Source organism: Pseudophaeobacter sp. 1A09344 (assembly GCF_041008745.1).
GTDB classification, from domain to species: domain Bacteria; phylum Pseudomonadota; class Alphaproteobacteria; order Rhodobacterales; family Rhodobacteraceae; genus Phycobacter; species Phycobacter gallaeciensis_A.
In genome coordinates this window covers 1-12,440 of sequence record NZ_JAXGFS010000008.1, presented here as the reverse complement: position 1 = coordinate 12,440, position 12,440 = coordinate 1, and the positions used below count along the sequence as shown (strand labels likewise).

The 12,440-nt window shown below is 57.9% G+C and carries 11 protein-coding genes; 5 read left to right on the top strand and 6 right to left on the bottom strand.

The features are described 5' to 3' along the window. The first annotated feature begins 45 nt into the window (after positions 1 to 45). From SM765_RS14385 to SM765_RS14375, 3 genes are read left to right on the top strand one after another with little or no spacing between them, the layout of a single operon-like run. Positions 46 to 759, top strand: coding sequence for a TRAP transporter small permease (locus SM765_RS14385; protein ID WP_274835834.1), 714 nt, complete (start codon positions 46 to 48; stop codon positions 757 to 759). Next, positions 756 to 2,069, top strand: coding sequence for a TRAP transporter large permease (locus tag SM765_RS14380; protein WP_065270971.1), 1,314 nt, complete (start codon positions 756 to 758; stop codon positions 2,067 to 2,069). Before SM765_RS14385 ends, SM765_RS14380 begins: the two co-directional genes overlap by 4 nt. A gap of 16 nt (positions 2,070 to 2,085) precedes the next feature. Then, positions 2,086 to 3,030: a hypothetical protein gene (locus tag SM765_RS14375; protein WP_274835833.1), complete on the top strand. Its 945-nt coding sequence runs from the start codon at positions 2,086 to 2,088 to the stop codon at positions 3,028 to 3,030. A 14-nt stretch (positions 3,031 to 3,044) separates the two neighbouring features. Here the strand turns inward: SM765_RS14375 and SM765_RS14370 are convergent, their stop codons facing one another. Continuing rightward, positions 3,045 to 3,833: a lysozyme family protein gene (locus SM765_RS14370; protein WP_065270973.1), complete on the bottom strand. Its 789-nt coding sequence runs from the start codon at positions 3,831 to 3,833 to the stop codon at positions 3,045 to 3,047. A gap of 129 nt (positions 3,834 to 3,962) precedes the next feature. Beyond that, entirely contained in the window at positions 3,963 to 4,460 is a 498-nt protein-coding gene (locus SM765_RS14365; protein ID WP_274838348.1) for a GNAT family N-acetyltransferase, read from the bottom strand. An 809-nt stretch (positions 4,461 to 5,269) separates the two neighbouring features. Between SM765_RS14365 and SM765_RS14360 the strand changes: the two genes are divergently transcribed. Beyond that, the gene (locus SM765_RS14360) at positions 5,270 to 6,250 is read left to right on the top strand and encodes a TRAP transporter substrate-binding protein (protein ID WP_274835831.1); all 981 of its coding nucleotides are present in this window, start codon (positions 5,270 to 5,272) and stop codon (positions 6,248 to 6,250) included. A 30-nt stretch (positions 6,251 to 6,280) separates the two neighbouring features. After that, the gene (locus SM765_RS14355; RefSeq protein ID WP_368981554.1) at positions 6,281 to 8,734 is read left to right on the top strand and encodes a hybrid sensor histidine kinase/response regulator; all 2,454 of its coding nucleotides are present in this window, start codon (positions 6,281 to 6,283) and stop codon (positions 8,732 to 8,734) included. Positions 8,735 to 9,131: 397 nt separating this feature from the next. On the opposite strand, the gene tnpC is transcribed toward SM765_RS14355, so the two are convergent. From tnpC to SM765_RS14335, 4 genes are all read right to left on the bottom strand, one after another. Further along, positions 9,132 to 10,643 (bottom strand): IS66 family transposase, encoded by a 1,512-nt coding sequence (tnpC, locus tag SM765_RS14350; RefSeq protein WP_368981553.1) that lies wholly within the window; start codon positions 10,641 to 10,643, stop codon positions 9,132 to 9,134. Positions 10,644 to 10,698: 55 nt separating this feature from the next. After that, complete coding sequence (tnpB, locus tag SM765_RS14345; RefSeq protein WP_368981552.1) at positions 10,699 to 11,052, bottom strand: IS66 family insertion sequence element accessory protein TnpB; 354 nt, start codon at positions 11,050 to 11,052, stop codon at positions 10,699 to 10,701. Next, positions 11,049 to 11,435 carry a transposase gene (locus SM765_RS14340; protein ID WP_368981551.1) on the bottom strand — a complete coding sequence of 129 codons (387 nt, stop codon included), beginning with the start codon at positions 11,433 to 11,435 and terminating at the stop codon, positions 11,049 to 11,051. Before SM765_RS14340 ends, tnpB begins: the two co-directional genes overlap by 4 nt. Before the next feature lie 422 nt (positions 11,436 to 11,857). Further along, on the bottom strand, positions 11,858 to 12,169 hold the full coding sequence (locus SM765_RS14335; RefSeq protein ID WP_368981550.1) for a hypothetical protein: 312 nt from the start codon (positions 12,167 to 12,169) through the stop codon (positions 11,858 to 11,860). Positions 12,170 to 12,440 lie beyond the last annotated feature (271 nt).

The following is a 12,440-nucleotide window of genomic DNA, read 5'->3' as shown; positions in this document are numbered from 1 at the left end:
GCGCGGGCGGAGCCTAATCTTTTCTGACTTTCTGGGGGTGTCGACTTGCGCGACTGGCAACCGTTTCTGGGCCTGCCGCTGTGGCTGTGGCTGTTTGTAATTCCAACCCTTGTGGCGCTGGCCTGCCTGCTGGCCCCCGGCCCCGCCGGGCGCATCCTGCGTCCCGTGCAACGCGTGACAGATAAGCTGTATCTCGGCTCCGGCGTTCTGGCGGCGGGGTTCATGCTGCTGATCCTGCTGCTGATCGTGGCGCAGATGGTCGCCCGTTGGAGCAACCTGACCTTTCCCGGCTCCACCGAATACGCCGGCTATGCCATGGCCGCGACCTCCTTTCTCGCGCTGGCCCACGCATTGACGCGCGGCGCCCATATCCGGGTGTCGATCTTCCTTAATATCAGCCCCCGGATCGGTCTGGTTCTCGATGCGGTGGCGATGTGGATCGCCGCCATCACCGCGACATACTTCGCCCGCTACGCGATCAAGACCAACATCTTTTCCAAGATGCTGAATGACCGCACGCAGGGGCAGGATTTCGTGCCGGAGTGGCTGTTGTCCTTTTTCGCCATGTTCGCCACCGCCCCCAGCAAATGGGGGGAGCTTTGGGCCAAGACCGGGTCCGAATGGGTCTACACCCCGGTTTGGCTGCCGCAGCTGCCGATGTCGATTGGCACCGTCCTTCTGGCGCTCGCCTTGTGGGACTACCTGTGCCGCCTGCTGATCACCCGCCGGTCGAGCATCAATTCGGAGGCCGTGGAATGAGCGAGATCTACACCACCATCATTTTTCTCTTCGTGCTGTTTGCCTTGCTCGGCAGCTCGGTCTGGATCGGCCTCGCGCTGATGGGCGTGGCATGGGTCGGGATGGAGTTGTTCACCACCCGCCCCGCAGGCGACGCGATGATCACCACGATCTGGACCGGCGCCTCCAGCTGGACGCTGACAGCGCTGCCGCTGTTCATCTGGATGGGAGAGATCCTTTATCGCACCCGCCTGTCCGAGGATATGTTCCGCGGCCTGGCGCCCTGGATGCGCTGGCTGCCGGGTGGCTTGCTGCACACCAATATCGCCGGCTGCACCATCTTTGCGGCTGTCTCGGGCTCCTCCGCCGCGACGCTGACCACCGTTGGCAAGATGTCGATCCCCGAGCTGCGCAAACGTGGCTACCCTGAGTTCATGATCATCGGCACGCTGGCGGGCGCGGCAACGCTGGGCCTGATGATCCCGCCTTCGCTGACGCTGATCGTCTATGGCGTGTCGATCAATGAATCGATCACCAAGCTGTTCATGGCAGGGATCTTCCCGGGTCTGGTGCTGGCCGGTTTGTTCATGGCCTATATCGTCGGCTGGCATTTTTTCTACAAAGGCGAACGCCCACAGGAAGAGCCGAAAATGACTCTTGGGCAGATGCTGGCCGAAAGCCGGTTCCTGATCCCGGTGCTGCTGCTGGTCGCCGTTGTCATCGGGTCGATGTACCTGGGCTATGCCACCGCGACCGAAGCCGCCGCGGTCGGTGTCCTTGGTTCGATGACGCTGGCATTGGCGCAGGGTTCGCTGACCTGGAACACCTTCTCGGCCTCGCTGATGGGCGCGACACGCACCTCGGCGATGATCGCACTGATCCTGATGGGCGCCTCCTTCCTGTCGCTGGCCATGGGGTTCACCGGACTGCCGCGGGCACTGGCTGGCTGGATCGATCAGATGAACCTGTCGCCCCTGGTGCTGATCATTGCACTGACGCTGTTCTACGTGGTGCTGGGGATGTTCCTTGATGGCATTTCGTCGGTCGTGCTGACCATGGCCATTGTCGAGCCGATGATCCGTCAGGCCGGGATCGACGTGATCTGGTTCGGCATCTTCATCGTCGTAGTGGTGGAGATGGCGCAGGTGACACCGCCCATCGGCTTCAACCTTTTCGTGTTGCAAGGCATGACCCGGCACGAGATCTCCTACATCTCGAAGACTGCCATTCCCATGGTCGGCCTGATGCTGGTGATGGTGGTGATCCTTGTCGCCTGGCCCGAGCTGGCCACCTGGCTGCCGGAGAACATCCGCAGCACGCCGTCCGGCTAAGGGGCGGGCTGAGGGCATGCTGAATGCACTTGCCTTTGTGGCCCGGCACGGCCGGGCCGCTTTGGTTCTGGGCCTTGTGGCAGGGCTTTTCCTGCCGGATCTGGCTCGGCTCCTGCGCCCTTGGCTGCCGCAGATGGTGGCGGGACTGTTGTTCCTGACCGCCTTCCGCATCGGTGCCCGCGCCGCCCTTGGCGGACTTTCCGAAGGGCTGTCCTCGCTGCGGGCAGTTCTGGTTCTGCAACTGATGCTACCTCTGGTGGCGCTGCTGCTCCTTTGGCTCGCCGGTCTCGCCGGAACGCCCGCGGCAATTGCGCTGGTTCTGATGCTGAGCGCCCCGTCAGTCACCGGCGCCCCCAATATCACCCTCCTGCTGGGACACGCGCCAGAGCCTGCCTTTCGCGTTCTGGTGCTGGGCACGGCGCTGATGCCGCTGACGGTGATCCCGGTCTTCCTGCTGGTGCCCGATCTTGGCGGGCTGGAAGCTGTCCTCTGGGCCACACTGCGGCTCATCGGCACTATCGCTCTCACGGTCATTACCGCTTTTGCCCTGCGCCACCTGATCCGCCCCGATCTGCGTCAGGAGCAGGTGCAGGCGCTGGACGGGATGACGACCCTGGCGCTTGCGGTGATCGTGGTCGGATTGATGGCGGCGCTGGGACCTGCGCTGCGACAGGATCCCCTATTGGTCGCCAAATGGATGACCTTCGCGCTGGCCGCCAATTTCGGCATGCAGCTGCTGACCTATGCCGTGCTGCGCCGCCGGGGCCACGAAGCGGTTGCCGCACCCTATGCCGTGGTCGCGGGCAACCGCAATTTTGCACTGTTTCTGATCGCTCTACCCGCAAGCACCACCGATCCGTTGTTGATCTTTCTCGGCTGTTATCAGGTGCCGATGTATCTGACTGCTGTCGTGATGCACCGCGTCTACGCTGGGTCGCTCCCGCGTAGACCGGCCGGGTAACACATGGCCCGCTGTCAACCTGGGAATAGCTGCGCCATTTCCTTGTCGAACTTGGCCCAGCTCAGCACTGCCTTATTGCCCGCGAGACCGTGATAGTAGGACTTCCCGCTGGAGGTCGGCAGACCGGCCCAGATCTTGGCCAGATTGTTCATAAAGTCATGGCGGCTCATATCCCCTGCCACGGTCGCGCTGAAGCCGGCCTCTTCGAGAAGCTGTTGCGCCAGCCGGTCTTGAAGCTGTGGAGAGAACCGGTCAGAGCGGTTGGCCCCCACATGTTTCACCAGCCGTTTCAGGGTGGCCGGAATGAACTGATAGCGGCCGATGGCATGCTGCTGACCAGGGGTGTCGTCGATCCATTTGTAAATTTCGCCGATGGTCATATGCGTCGGCAGTTTCGAAGGACGGATCGTTGCCGCGTATTGCACCGCATCATATTGCGCCTTGCCTGCCTCGGCGCTGGCAATCAATTGCATCAGCCTGCGCGCCGCATCGCCACCGACAATGCTGCGGCGCGTTACATCCCGGAACATGCTGGTGCCGCTGCGGCCCCGGAAAAGGCTGGCCAGATTGGCCTGCACCGCCTCCATCTCAGCCTCCAGATCGGGCTGTGCCCGTGCCTCTGTGGTCGTGCGCGGAATGATCTCTGCCTTGGCAGGGATGGCCAGAACCGGGCGCCTGTCTCCCCCGCCCTTCTGAAAGAACTGTTCACTGACGATTGAGAACTGTTCGCTCGCCCCCAAACCGGTGGCCAGGAAAGAGAACGACAGGGCTGTAAACGCCAGGGCAGAGTTGCGATGGGCCATGGAAACCTTCTGTTTCGAGCGACAAGCAGCCCTCATCCTGACCGGACAGAATTGATATTTCCTTTAATTGCATTCGAGAAAATACGCGAACCGCCCCTAAAACGGACGTGCAAAGGCCACCGCCCCGGGTTAGTCCGCCTCTGACAGGACCTTCTGCATCAGCACCAGATCCAGCCATTGCCCCCATTTGCGCCCGACCTGCGGCATGCGGCCGACCTCGGCAAAGCCAAGCGAAGCATGAAAAGCGATGCCGCCGGGATTGGCGCCACTGACACCGGCCACCAGCACATGGATGCCGTCGGCGCGGGCGACATCCTCAAGCCGCGCCATCAGCCGCCACCCCAGCCCACGCCCCTGCGCAGCCGGAGCGAGCTGTATCGAATGTTCCGCCGTGTGCCGATAGCCCGGCCCGCCGCGAAACGCGCCATAGGTCGCAAATCCAACCACCTGCCCGTCGATTTCGGCCACCAGATAACGCAGACCGCGTTCCCCGATGACGTCCCGCAGGGCAGCTGGGGTCTTTTCGTCGTTGGTAAAGGTGATCAGCGTATCCCGGATCATGTCATTGGCGATCCTTGCAATCGCCTCGGCATCCTCAAGGTCGGCCTGACGGATAAGCTCGGCCATCTTGTCTCCTCTGAGCTGTTCCAACCTGTTGTCGCCGCAGACCCTGCGCCCGCAGCATCGCATCCTTGGAGCAGCCATAGCAACGGACAAGATCAGCGCATATTGCGAAAGAAGATCGGGGGGTGATCGCATCATGCAATCGGTGGCGGGGAGACAGGGATTCGAACCCTGGGAACGCTCTCACGTTCAACGGTTTTCAAGACAGGAGAAGATTACAACAATCCAAACACATAGCTCAGATATTTCCCGGGACATTTGCAGAACATTCAGCGACCATGGGAAACGGCTGTGGAAGTAAATACTAGGCATTGCTCCGTTCTGGGACAGCATCCTCAAGGTCGGCTAGGCGCAGGAAGTGTACATACTTCCCAGACGCAATGCGCAATCTGATGCAGGCGCGAAATTTCGAGGCTTCCTTCCCGTAAGCGGTCCCTCTGCGAGGCGATGTGGTCTCCGTTGACGCAACGAGCGAGAGCTACGTCGGCGAGGCACAGGAAGCTGTCTTTGCGAGCAGATGTTTCCTGGGCTGTAGATCCTGGTAAAGTCGCCGCCCAGCGTGGCTGACCGAAGGCCTGTGTGCACATGCCCAGCGGATCAACCGGCCCAGTCGCCTCCTTCACCTTGGGTGTGCTACTTGTCGGGCTAAATCTTTAGAAATGCGAAAAGACTTGGTGCTAGGTCTAGTCGGCCAGATTTCCAAACGAAAGGAGCACGGTGTGACAAGGATCAATCGAAGAACCGCAATCGCGGGTGGGTGCGGGATCCTACCGGCCATTGCCGCGCCTGCAATTGCAAGCGGCGCCCAGCGGATGACGATGGTCACCGCCTGGCCACGGGAAATGAAGCCGATGCATAACACCGCAGAGCGGCTCGCGTCGCGCATCACGGCGATGAGCGACGGTAAGATCACTGTTGATGTTCTTGGGGCCGGTGAAAAAATGGGGGCATTCGAAACCCTCGACGCGCTTGCCGCAGGGGCCGCGGATCTTTCGCATGGGACTTCCTACTACTGGACCAAGAAGTCCCCCGCCTTTGCCTTTTTTGCAACTATCCCATTCGGCATGATGGCAAATGAACACAATGCTTGGCTCGAGCATGGCGGCGGACAGCAGCTTTGGGACGAGCTTGGTGAGAGGTTTGGAGTGAAGCCCTTGGCAGGCGGGAACACCGGGGTGCAATCGGCCGGGTGGTTTCGAGACCCGCTTCGCACACGGCGCGACCTAGAGGGGTTGGTCATCCGTTTCCCATCCCTCGGTGGTGAGTTGTTTCGGACGCTAGGCGCGGTGCCTAAACTGACAGCAGCAAGCGAATTAAAAGCGCTGCTTGACAGTGGAGATCTGGATGCTGCGGAATGGATCTGTCCTTGGGTCGATCTGGAATTCGGCATGCATCTCCACGCCAAGAACTGCTACTATCCTGGAGTGCACGAGCCTGGCCATACTCTCGAAGTCAACGTTTCTCTGCAAAAGTGGAACAACTATGACGACGCCACGCGTGCGATCATAATGAATGCGTGCCAAGCCGAAAGCGCCGCAATGCCGAACGAATTTGCAGCACAGAATGCTGCTGCAGTCGGCAAGTTGTCACGGAACTTCGGCGTGAAATTCCTCCCCTTACCGAATGATATCGTCCGAGCCATGCGACATGCTGCACCGGGAATCATCGAGGAATTCGTTGCGGAGGATACATTTTCAAAACGCGTTCACGCCTCCTACAACGATTTTGCGCGCAGCTTGGGCCGCTGGTCCGAGTTCTCCGAAAGAGCTTATTGGCGTGCCCGATTTACCTAAGCTAAGTTGTCAGTTCCGACAGAAGAATTAATGCTCGAGCCAACTTCCAAATTTCCGGCGCCTGCCTGGGAGCGCGTGAAAAGCCACTTTTCGCCTGCTCTCGCCTTGTCGTGCACAGTCGTGATGGCCTTCGTTGTGGTCATCGCCATTGTGATCCAGCTGGTCGTAGAAAGCGCAATGGAGGAAAGTAAGGCTCGCGTCAGGTCCGCAATCGAGGTCTTGGCAAATGAAATCTCAGGCTCGCTACGACACACCGAGGATGTGTTGCAACAACTCGCTCGAACCATAGAGATCTACGGGCCAGGCATTGTTGCAGACGACATCGATCCCAGATGGGCGGCGAGTGCGCGGCAGCGGAATTATCTGGGAATCAGCGTTTGGTCGACATTTGGCGATTTAATGGTGACAACCGATGAGGCCCACTGGAACTACGACCTGAATCAGGCGGTCTCGCATTTCATGTATGGTGAAGGGCCGGACACCCCGCCGATCCTGATCGAGATTGAAAAACGCAGAAACGATGCTGCCGGGACCTCAGCACAATTTGGTATCGCGGATGGCCTCTACGAGGGCGGCTCGTTAATCGGCCTGACAATGGCCGAAGTCTCGATACTGCATTTCTTTGACCTTTTGGAAGAGGTGCGGAAGAAGACCGGTGCTGACATCTCAATATACTACAGGGGGGAGCCACTGGTAGATGTGTCATCCCCTAGGCCGCAAGACAGTAGGTCCCATTCACCAAACGAAACCAGGCTTGGCACGGATGCGCTATATGGTTTTTCTGTAGAGGCGGTACTGGACGAAACGCTCATACGCCAGGATGCTATATGGTCACTAAGACTACTGCTGGCAGTCCTATGCGGGATCCTACTCACTCTGATAGCCTTTGCGGTACTGTTAGTCATCGGTGAGCGCAAGCTACGAGCCGAGATGGAGCGCACCAACGAAGCCGCAAATGCCAAGGCGCAGTTCCTGGCCAATATGAGCCACGAAATTCGCACACCGATAAACGGCATCATGGGCATGGCTGAGTTTTTGGACGGTGACAAACTGACATTCGAACAGCATGAGTGCGTTGAAACGATCCTGAGGTCCTCCAAGACACTGTTGAAAATCATCAACAGCATCCTTGATTTTTCGAAGAGTGAAGCCGGGGAGAACGTTCTGCAAATCGAAGTCTTCTCGCTGTATGACACGATATTTGAAGTGGCGGCCTTGCTCGGCCCGCCGATTGGCGGTCACGAAGTGGAAGTGATTGTCGACTACGATGATCAGCTTCCGCGATGGTTCTATGGCGATCCTGAGCGGATACGTCAAATTATTGTGAATCTGACTGGGAACGCCGTGAAATTCACCCCCAAGGGAGAGGTAGTCATATCGGTTACGTACGAGCCGGAAGAAGCATTGCCGCTGGTTGTCACAATCAAGGACAGCGGCATTGGGATCGCTGAGGAAAAACTCGACAGTATTTTTGACGCATTTCAACAGGCCGAAATGCACAAAGCGCGCCGTTTTGAGGGAACAGGACTTGGCCTTACCATTACTCGGCATCTGATTGAAGCCATGGGTGGCGATATTTCCGTTACCTCAAAACCTGGCGCGGGATCGACTTTTGTATTTAGGCTTGCACTGGAGAAAGCTTCTTCAATGGTTCAGAAAGAACTGTTTAGCCTAGAAGCGCTGTCCGGCAAGAATGTGCTCGTAGTCGACGACATCGAGCTCAACCATGATATCGTGAAAAGGACGCTGGAACAGTGGGGCGTTGTCGTCCATTGCTACAAAAGTCCAGAGGTCGTTCTGGCCATGGAACCTAGCGAATTGGCAACAATCGATATCGGTATTCTGGACTACAACATGCCAAATATTAGCGGAGATGAACTGTTCAGGCAACTCAAGACGCGTATGGGCCCGGAAACTTTCCCGATGATCCTGTATTCTTCCGGCCAACAAACTAGTGATCAGACCCTCCTAACCGACTTAGGGTTTGACGCGGTGCTGATGAAACCCGTACGCGCAACAGTGCTGGGACAGTGTCTGCAAAACACGCTGACTGGAAACGAACAGAGACACAAAACGAAACAGCCTGAGGGACGGATAGATCTCTCAGGGACGCAGATTCTCGTAGCCGAGGACAATCGCACGAACCGGCTGGTGTTGGAAAAAATGCTAAAACCAACGAAGACCACCCTCATTTTTTGCGAGGATGGCCAAGCGGCGGTGAACACCTATGGGCAGAGCCATGCGGAAATTGACCTTATTTTGATGGATTTCTCAATGCCAGTTATGGACGGCCTGACTGCGAGCCGAGAGATACGTGATTTTGAGGAAGCTCAGCACCTCCCCGCCTGTCCGATCATCGCGCTCACCGCAAACATCATGCAAACTGATCGGGACGCCAGCGTTGAGGCAGGCATGAATGCTTTTCTTACAAAGCCTGTACGCAAACAGGAGCTGCTGGAGATTATCTCTAAGTTCGATTGTTGAATGCTAATAAAAAACACCTCCACTGAGGGGCCGCATGCCGCACGATGTGAAAATCGGTCATGTCCGCTTGAAGCAGAAGACCGGACATCGCTCGTAGGAGCGTCTGACCCCCGCCAACCAGTGTTTCCGGCCCAGAGCCGCCGTTCATGCTCTTGACTTAGGACGTCCGGTCCCCAGCCCAATCACGACATTCATGCAAGGCGCAGCGAAGGCACTGCTGCGTGCGCGAAAGGCTTCCTGAAAGCGGACCTTCAAATCTGCTCAGTTGGCCCAGGGGATGTTGCGCCCGGCTTCAAGGTCAGCGAAGCGCAGAAAGTGAACTATGCAAAGTTTCGGGATCGGCCCACGATGACCATTGACTATCCGTCCCATAACCGCAGCGTAAGCGGTGCGCCGTTTACACGGTTTTGGCGTAGCTCCAGGGCAGCAACTCTTTGATGCCCGTTTGTTTGTGCCCGCCAGCAATGGCTGCCAGGACGGCGGACAGATAGCTGTGGGGCTCAATCCTGTTGAGTTTGCAGGTCTCGATCAAGGACGCTATGACGGCCCAGTTTTGTGCGCCTGCGTCATGACCTGCGAAAAGTGCATTTTTGCGGTTGAGGGCAATGGGGCGGATCGTGCGCTCGACAGGATTATTGTCGACTTCGATGCGGCCATCTTCAAGGAAACGGCACAAGCCCTCCCAGTATTTTGCGATGTATTTCAGAGCCTCCCCGGTTGGGGATTTGGCCGAGACGCGGGCGCGGCTTTTGGCGAGCCAGAGCTCGAAGTCATCGATGATGGGTTTTGCGTGTTCCTGCCGCGCGGCGTGGCGTCGGTCGGCACTTTGACCGCGCAGGTCTTTTTCGATGCGATAGAGCGCCTGGATTTGAGCCAAGCCTTCCTGTGCAATTGGAGCTGAGGTGGATTTGGTTACCTCATGCAGCTTGCGGCGGGCGTGTGCCCAGCAATAGGCTAATGTCACATCCTGCGCAGGCCGTTTGAGCAGGCGGTTATAGCCTGCATAACCATCGACCTGCAGGATGCCGCTGAAGCCTTTCAAGATAGTGTCTGCATGCTGGCCAGAACGCCCCGGCGCGTAAGAGAACGCCACACCGGGCGGGTCTTCACCGTCCCATGGCCTGTCATCACGGGCCAGCGCCCAGAAGTATCCAGTTTTGGTGCGTTTGCGCCCTGGGGCCAGAACCGGTGCGGGTGTTTCGTCCATGAAGAGCTTGGTGGAGCGCTTCAGATCAGTCAGGAGCGCCTCATAGACCGGGGTCAATTCGAACGCCGACTTGCCCACCCATGCGGCCAGGGTCGAGCGATCCAGATCGATCCCTTGGCGGCTGTAGATTTGCGCCTGCCGATAGAGCGGCAGGTGATCCGCATATTTTGAGACGAGCACATGGGCGAGCGTTGCTTCGGTTGGCATGCCGCCCGCGATAATGTGGGTGGGTGCAGGAACCTGGGCAATCCCGCCCTCGCAGGACCGGCAAGCGTATTTAGGGCGGCGGGTGACAATCACCCGGAACTGGGCCGGAATGATGTCCAGCCGTTCGCTGACATCCTCGCCAATTACATGACGCTCGGCCCCGCAGCCGCAGGACAGCTCGGGTTCGATGACCACTTCCACCCGCTCCAGATGTTTGGGCAGCGATCCCCGATTGGCCTGGCGTTGCTTCGGTGACCTAACGGGCGCGGTGCGCTCATCGGCATCGATCTCAGCTTCCACCTGCGCGATAGCTGTCTCGATGTCTTCGAGTTCCAGCTCGTATTGGGCTGGATTGATCTTCTCGGATTTGGCCCCGAAGAGCGCCTTCTTGAAGGAGGCAACCAGGGCCTCGAGCCGCGCATTCTGATCTTGTTGCGCACGGATAATTGCCTTCAGTTCGGCAATGTCGTCGGGCAATTTATCAGGTGTGGTCATGCCCGATGCCATAACAAAACAAGGGCAGAATGACCCGCGCAAACGCCCCTGTGAGTCACTCCGCCGCAGCGGGGGGTGCTATCTCCAAGGGCCGCACACGCCGCCAATCCAAACCTGCGAACAGCGCCTCAAACTGGGCCGCTTCCAGCCGCATCACCCCATTCTTGATCGCAGGCCATGTGAAGCTGTTATCTTCGAGCCGCTTGTATGCCATCACCAATCCGCTCCCGTCCCAATAGATCAGCTTCAGCCGATCCGCACGCTTGGCGCGGAAGACATAGACCGACCCATCAAAGGGCTTTTGGCGCAATTGGCTTTGCACCAATGCGGCCAGCCCGTCATGGCCTTTGCGGAAGTCCACCGGATCACTGGCTACAAAAATCCGCACCTTGTGGGATGGCGTGATCACGAGGACAGGGCCTTGGCGATCTCAGCAATCCGCGCCGCTGGCGTTGCCGCATCAAGACGAACGGTGACGTCGCCCTTGATCACATCCAGCGTACTGGAGAACGGGGTGGGCAGAGGCTGGGCAACAGGTGCAGGTGCTTCAATCTCGACCGGCACAAAGCCCATGCCGTCCAGGTTTGGCAAAACCAGCTTACCCTGCCGCGCCATCCGCCGCCAATCCGACACCGTGCTGGGGATCAACTCATACCGCTTCGCAACCGCATTGACCGTCTCCCCTTCAATCAGCGTCTCCGCCACGATCCGAGCCTTCAACTCCGGCGGCCAATTCCGCTTGCCGTCCGCACGGCGAGGCACACTTGCCAGAAACTCGCTTATAGCTCCCATCGAGAAACTCCCCACTATTCAAAGAAGCCTCTGAATCGCAGATCAAGCGTCATGCCGTAAGTGGGGGAGCGGCGCACCGCTTACACCGCAGCGCGGCTTCGCCAAAGCAGACGTTGAAGTCGATGCAGACTATCAGGCGCACCGTATTGCTGCCCCACACTGACAGTCTGATTTCGTTGGCCCTTTGCAGGCGGTGGGCAAATCATGATTTGTGCAACAGGCCCGTGCCGGTAATGGGTCTCTTTCCAGATATTGAACGACCCGGGTGCATCGAAGAGTCCAGCAAATGGTCTGTCCGGGTTTGCTGATCGCCAAGGTTTACCAGAAGTGAGCTTGACCGGCTTCGATGTGATCACGATCGTTCAAACCCGCCGAAAATGGCCCTGAACCTTATTGGGAAGCGGGAAGGTTGATTTCGTCGATCATTCCGCTTGGCTTCCTGAAGTCTCCGAGTAGATCAAGCTTACTTCTGGGATTGCGAACTTCTCCAGGTTTGGGATTTCATCCTTTAAAGGACCGGAACCCATGTTTGTGTAGAGTGTCATCAGCATGTGCGCATAGTTATCCACTTCGATCGTGTGAAGGTTCGCCACAACAGCTTCTTCTTTCATCCGTGGTTGAAGCGCTTCGAATATTGCTTTTCTCGCGATCTGGGCGACTTCGTTGACCGAGACCTGCATCTCCGTCCCAAGTTCTTTTTCAATCTGGTCACGCGTTTTTCCATGCATCAGCATGTTTCGCGTCTTAAATGCCCGCTTTAATGCTCCCTCAACGGTCTCTTCGTCCGCGTGTACACGAATGAGGGCTTCGATCGCTTGCTTATTGAAGGGCCTATGTTTCGGGTGCGTCTCACAGGTCTCACAGTACAGAGGCGATTGGCATTTTGTACAAAGGTCATTGACTTTGTCGGGTGACTTCGTGTGGCCTGTGACCTGCTCCCCTTTGAGTCCGCGGTTGTTAGTTCGCTCTGTTCAGTGTTTGGTCCTCTATTGACCGTTGGTGATA

Coding starts and splice junctions, on each gene's coding strand:
- SM765_RS14380 (WP_065270971.1), top strand. CDS start 756: ATGAGCGAGATCTACACCACCATCATTTTTCTCTTCGTGCTGTTTGCC.
- SM765_RS14375 (WP_274835833.1), top strand. CDS start 2,086: ATGCTGAATGCACTTGCCTTTGTGGCCCGGCACGGCCGGGCCGCTTTG.
- SM765_RS14370 (WP_065270973.1), bottom strand. CDS start 3,833: ATGGCCCATCGCAACTCTGCCCTGGCGTTTACAGCCCTGTCGTTCTCT.
- SM765_RS14365 (WP_274838348.1), bottom strand. CDS start 4,460: ATGGCCGAGCTTATCCGTCAGGCCGACCTTGAGGATGCCGAGGCGATT.
- SM765_RS14360 (WP_274835831.1), top strand. CDS start 5,270: ATGACGATGGTCACCGCCTGGCCACGGGAAATGAAGCCGATGCATAAC.
- SM765_RS14355 (WP_368981554.1), top strand. CDS start 6,281: ATGCTCGAGCCAACTTCCAAATTTCCGGCGCCTGCCTGGGAGCGCGTG.
- tnpC (WP_368981553.1), bottom strand. CDS start 10,643: ATGACCACACCTGATAAATTGCCCGACGACATTGCCGAACTGAAGGCA.
- SM765_RS14340 (WP_368981551.1), bottom strand. CDS start 11,435: ATGGGAGCTATAAGCGAGTTTCTGGCAAGTGTGCCTCGCCGTGCGGAC.
- SM765_RS14335 (WP_368981550.1), bottom strand. CDS start 12,169: ATGCTGATGCATGGAAAAACGCGTGACCAGATTGAAAAAGAACTTGGG.